Source organism: Mycobacterium sp., from assembly GCF_032161845.1.
In the GTDB taxonomy this organism is placed as follows: domain Bacteria; phylum Actinomycetota; class Actinomycetes; order Mycobacteriales; family Mycobacteriaceae; genus Mycobacterium.
The window spans coordinates 1-3697 of sequence record NZ_JAVRQA010000070.1 but is presented as its reverse complement, the minus strand read 5'-3'; the positions used below and the strand labels follow the sequence as shown (position 1 = coordinate 3697).

The window sequence follows — 3697 nt, the reverse complement described above, 5'->3', positions numbered from 1 at the left end:
GCCGACCTCGTCGAAGCCAATGGTGACCAGGGGGGTGATGAGGGCGTTCACGCCGCCCGCGACCACGACGTCGACGTCTCCGGCGCGCAGCGCCTTGACCCCTTCGTGGATCGCGACGAGCGACGACGAACACGCGGTGTCGATGGCCATCGACGGGCCGCGGAAGTCGAAGAAGTACGACACCCGGTTGGCGATGATCGAGCTTGCGGTGCCGGTGATCGCGTAGGGGTGTGCGACCGCGGGGTCGGACACGCTGAGCATGGAGTAGTCGTTCGTGGAGCTACCGACGTAGACGCCGACCGACCCGCCGCGCAGGCTCGATGCCGGAATCCTGGCGTGCTCCAACGCTTCCCACGTGAGTTCGAGGGCCATCCGCTGCTGCGGATCGATGTTGTCGGCTTCCATCTTCGACAGCGCGAAGAACTCGGCGTCGAAGCCCTTGATGTCCGAAAGGTAGCCGCCCCGCGTGTGCGCCTTCGCGACACGTGCGGCGATGCGCGGCTCGCCGAGGAACTCCTCCCAGCGTCCCTCCGGCAGATCGGTGATGGCGTCGCGGCCCTCGAGCAGCGCCTGCCACATCTGCTCCGGGGTGTTCAGATCGCCGGGGAACCGGGTGCCGATGCCCACGATCGCGATGTCGTCGACGTCCTTCGTGCGCGACCAGTCCTCGTCAGGGTCGTTGGCCTGATCGTCTTCGGGCTCGCCCTCGACGATCACCGTCGCGAGCGACTCGATGGTCGGATGCCGGAACGCGACGGTGGCCGTCAGCGTGACGCCGGTGAGGTCCTCGATGTCACTGGCCATCGCGACGGCGTCGCGTGACGACAGTCCCAGTTCGACCATCGGCGCGGACTCGTCGATGCCGTCGGGCGACTGGCCGGTGGCGTTGCCGATCCACTTGCGCAGCCACTCGCGCAGCTCCGCGACCGTCATGTCGGTGCGTGCGGGTGTCGCGGGTGCCTCTTCAGCAACCGCGGGTACCTGCGAATTGTCTTCTGTTTCAGCCACTTTGTCGTCCAAGCCGTCAGTCGGTCTGATCGGGGAAGGCATTGGCGACCTTCCCGCTCCGCAGGGTGCCGTCGAGATAGGCGGCACGGCAGGCGCGGCGGCCAATCTTGCCGCTCGACGTCCGCGGAATCGCACCCGCGGGCGTGAGCAACACGTCGCGCACGGTCACGCCGTGACGCACCGCGATTGCGGCGCGGATGTCGTCGACGACCGGGGTGAGGTCCATCTTGTGGGCGCCTGCCGCACGCTCGGCCACGATGACCAACTGCTCGCTGGAGTCGTCCCTATCGCGCTTGAGCCCCGCGTGCGCGTTGTCGAACACCTCGTCGGGCAGCTGGTTGGCGGGCACCGAGAACGCCGCGACGAACCCGGTCCGCAGGGCACGGCTGGCCTCCTGGGCCGAGTACTCCAGGTCCTGCGGATAGTGGTTGCGGCCGTCGATGATGACGAGATCCTTCACGCGGCCGGTGATGTAGAGGTCGCCGTCGTAGAAGGCGCCGTAGTCACCCGTGTTCACCCACGTGGCGTCCTCCAGCGCGCGCTCGGCATGCGACGGGTTGGTGCGCGACTTGAGGATGTTGTGGAACGTCGCGATGGTCTCCTCGGGCTTGTTCCAGTACCCGGTGCCCATGTTCTGGCCACTGATCCAGATCTCGCCGATCTGGCCGTCGGGCAGTTCGGATGCCGAGTCGGCGTCGACGATGACGGCCCACTCCGCGATCCCGACCTTGCCCGCCGAGGCCTGGGGAACCGCATTCGGGGAGTCCGCGGGCACCTCGACGAAGCGGTGGTTGTTCAGCTCGTCGCGGTCGACGTTGACGATCTTGGGCGGGTCGCCGGCCAGTGTCGTCGACACGAACAGCGTGGCCTCCGCCAGCCCGTACGACGGCTTGAGGGCCTTCTCCTGGAAGCCGTACGGCCCGAACGCCTCGTTGAATCGGCGAACCGTGGCAGCGGAGATGGGCTCGCTGCCGTTGAGCACGGCCTTGACGTTGGACAGGTCCAGCGGCTCTTCGCCCTCCTTGGGCACGCCGCGCGCCGCCGCGTGGTCGAACGCGAAGTTCGGCGCGACCGAGATGACGCCGCCGATGTCGCCCGGCTTGCGCGCCATCTCGCGGATCCAGCGGCCCGGCCTGCGGACGAACGCCGCAGGCGTCATGAACGTCACGTAGTGGCCGATCATGGGCGCCACCAGCGCGGTGATCAGACCCATGTCGTGGAAGAACGGCAACCAGGTGACGCCGCGGTCGCCCTCCTCGCCGTCGAGCGACTCGATGACCTGCACGACGTTCGTGGCGAGGTTGAGGTGGGTGATCTGCACACCGGTCGGGATTCGCGTCGAACCCGAGGTGTACTGCAGGTAGGCGATGGTCTCGATCGTCACGTCGACGTGCTCCCACGTGACACCGACGTCGTCGGGCACCGCGTCGACGGCGATGACGCGTGGCCGCTCCTTGGCGGGACGGCTGCGGAAGAACTTGCGCACACCCTCCGCGGCGGCGGTGGTGGTGAGGATCGCCGTCGGGTGGCAGTCGTCGAGCACGGCGTGCAGGCGGCCGACGTGTCCGGGCTCGGACGGGTCGAACAGCGGCACGGCGATGCGGCCCGAGTAGAGGGTGCCGAAGAACGCGACGATGTATTCGAGGTTCTGCGGGCAGAGGATCGCCACGCGGTCACCTGGTTGGGTCACCTGCTGCAACCGGGCAGCGACGGCGCGGTTGCGCACGCTGAACTGCGCCCAATTCAGATCGACGGGCACGCCGTCACGCTCGGTGGAGAAGTCGAGGAACCGGTAGGCGAGGTCGTCGCCGCGGACCTTCGCCCACTTCTCGACGTGCCGCACCACGCTGCCGTTGTCGGGGAATACGAGGAGACCGTTCTTCAAGAACGGGTTGTGGAACGCCATATAACTCTCCTGTCAAAGCCCGTTTTCTCGAGCATCACGCGGGGGCATCCATCCGAATGCCAAACCCTGAAGATCCTACCGAGCATCCGACACCCGACTTGGGACGCCTGGTCGACCATTCGTCGCGCCGTCCCCCCGGCGCTGCTCTTACTTTTCTCTTAATGTTAGGCGAACACCCGGCACGGGCCAAATCGACTCACCCGTGTTTTGGATGCGGGGCACCGTCGACCAAGCGTTGCGCCCAACCCAGTGTCCACTGTGGAGCCGGCGCTCCGTCCAAGGCCCAGAACTGCGTCGTGTTGTACAGCGCGTGCACCGGTTGGCCCGCAGCGCCGCTGAGTATCTCCACGGTCCTTGGGAGGTTCGTGATCGAGAACGCGTCCGGTGGGGCGGAGCAGATCAGATCGCCCTTGCCGCAGATCTGGTTGGTGCGGTCGTTCAGGGTGCCGAAACCGCCTGGGCGGGGGCCGGTCATCGACAGTCCGAACATCCCGAGCGGCATGTCCTTCAGCGTGATCTCGGCGCCCTGGCCTTCGGGATTGGGACCGATGTCCTGCCCGACGCCCTTTTCTCGCCTGCCATCGGCGATGAGCGTCACGCCCAGGACGAGATCCGCGTCGACGGGGCCCCTGCCGTTGCCGATGTCACTGGCGATGTCCCCCGCGATCACCGCACCCTGGGAGAAGCCGAAGATGACGTAACTGGTCAGCGGGCAGCGGTTGTTCATGTCGGTGAGCGCCTTCACGGCCGCCCGGGTGCCCTCGGCACGGCTGTCGTCGTAGG

At 67.1% G+C, this 3697-nt stretch carries 3 protein-coding genes; all 3 read right to left on the bottom strand.

The features are described from left to right. Positions 1 to 933, bottom strand: a 933-nt coding sequence (locus tag QOD90_RS04325) for a beta-ketoacyl synthase N-terminal-like domain-containing protein (protein WP_526347026.1), incomplete at its 3' end; no start/stop codon positions are given. 91 nt (positions 934 to 1024) lie between these two features. Further along, the gene (gene fadD32 / locus QOD90_RS04320; RefSeq protein ID WP_526347024.1) at positions 1025 to 2914 is read right to left on the bottom strand and encodes a long-chain-fatty-acid--AMP ligase FadD32; all 1890 of its coding nucleotides are present in this window, start codon (positions 2912 to 2914) and stop codon (positions 1025 to 1027) included. Positions 2915 to 3110: 196 nt separating this feature from the next. After that, the coding region (locus tag QOD90_RS04315) for a cutinase family protein (protein WP_526347022.1) at positions 3111 to 3697 on the bottom strand (587 nt) is incomplete at its 5' end.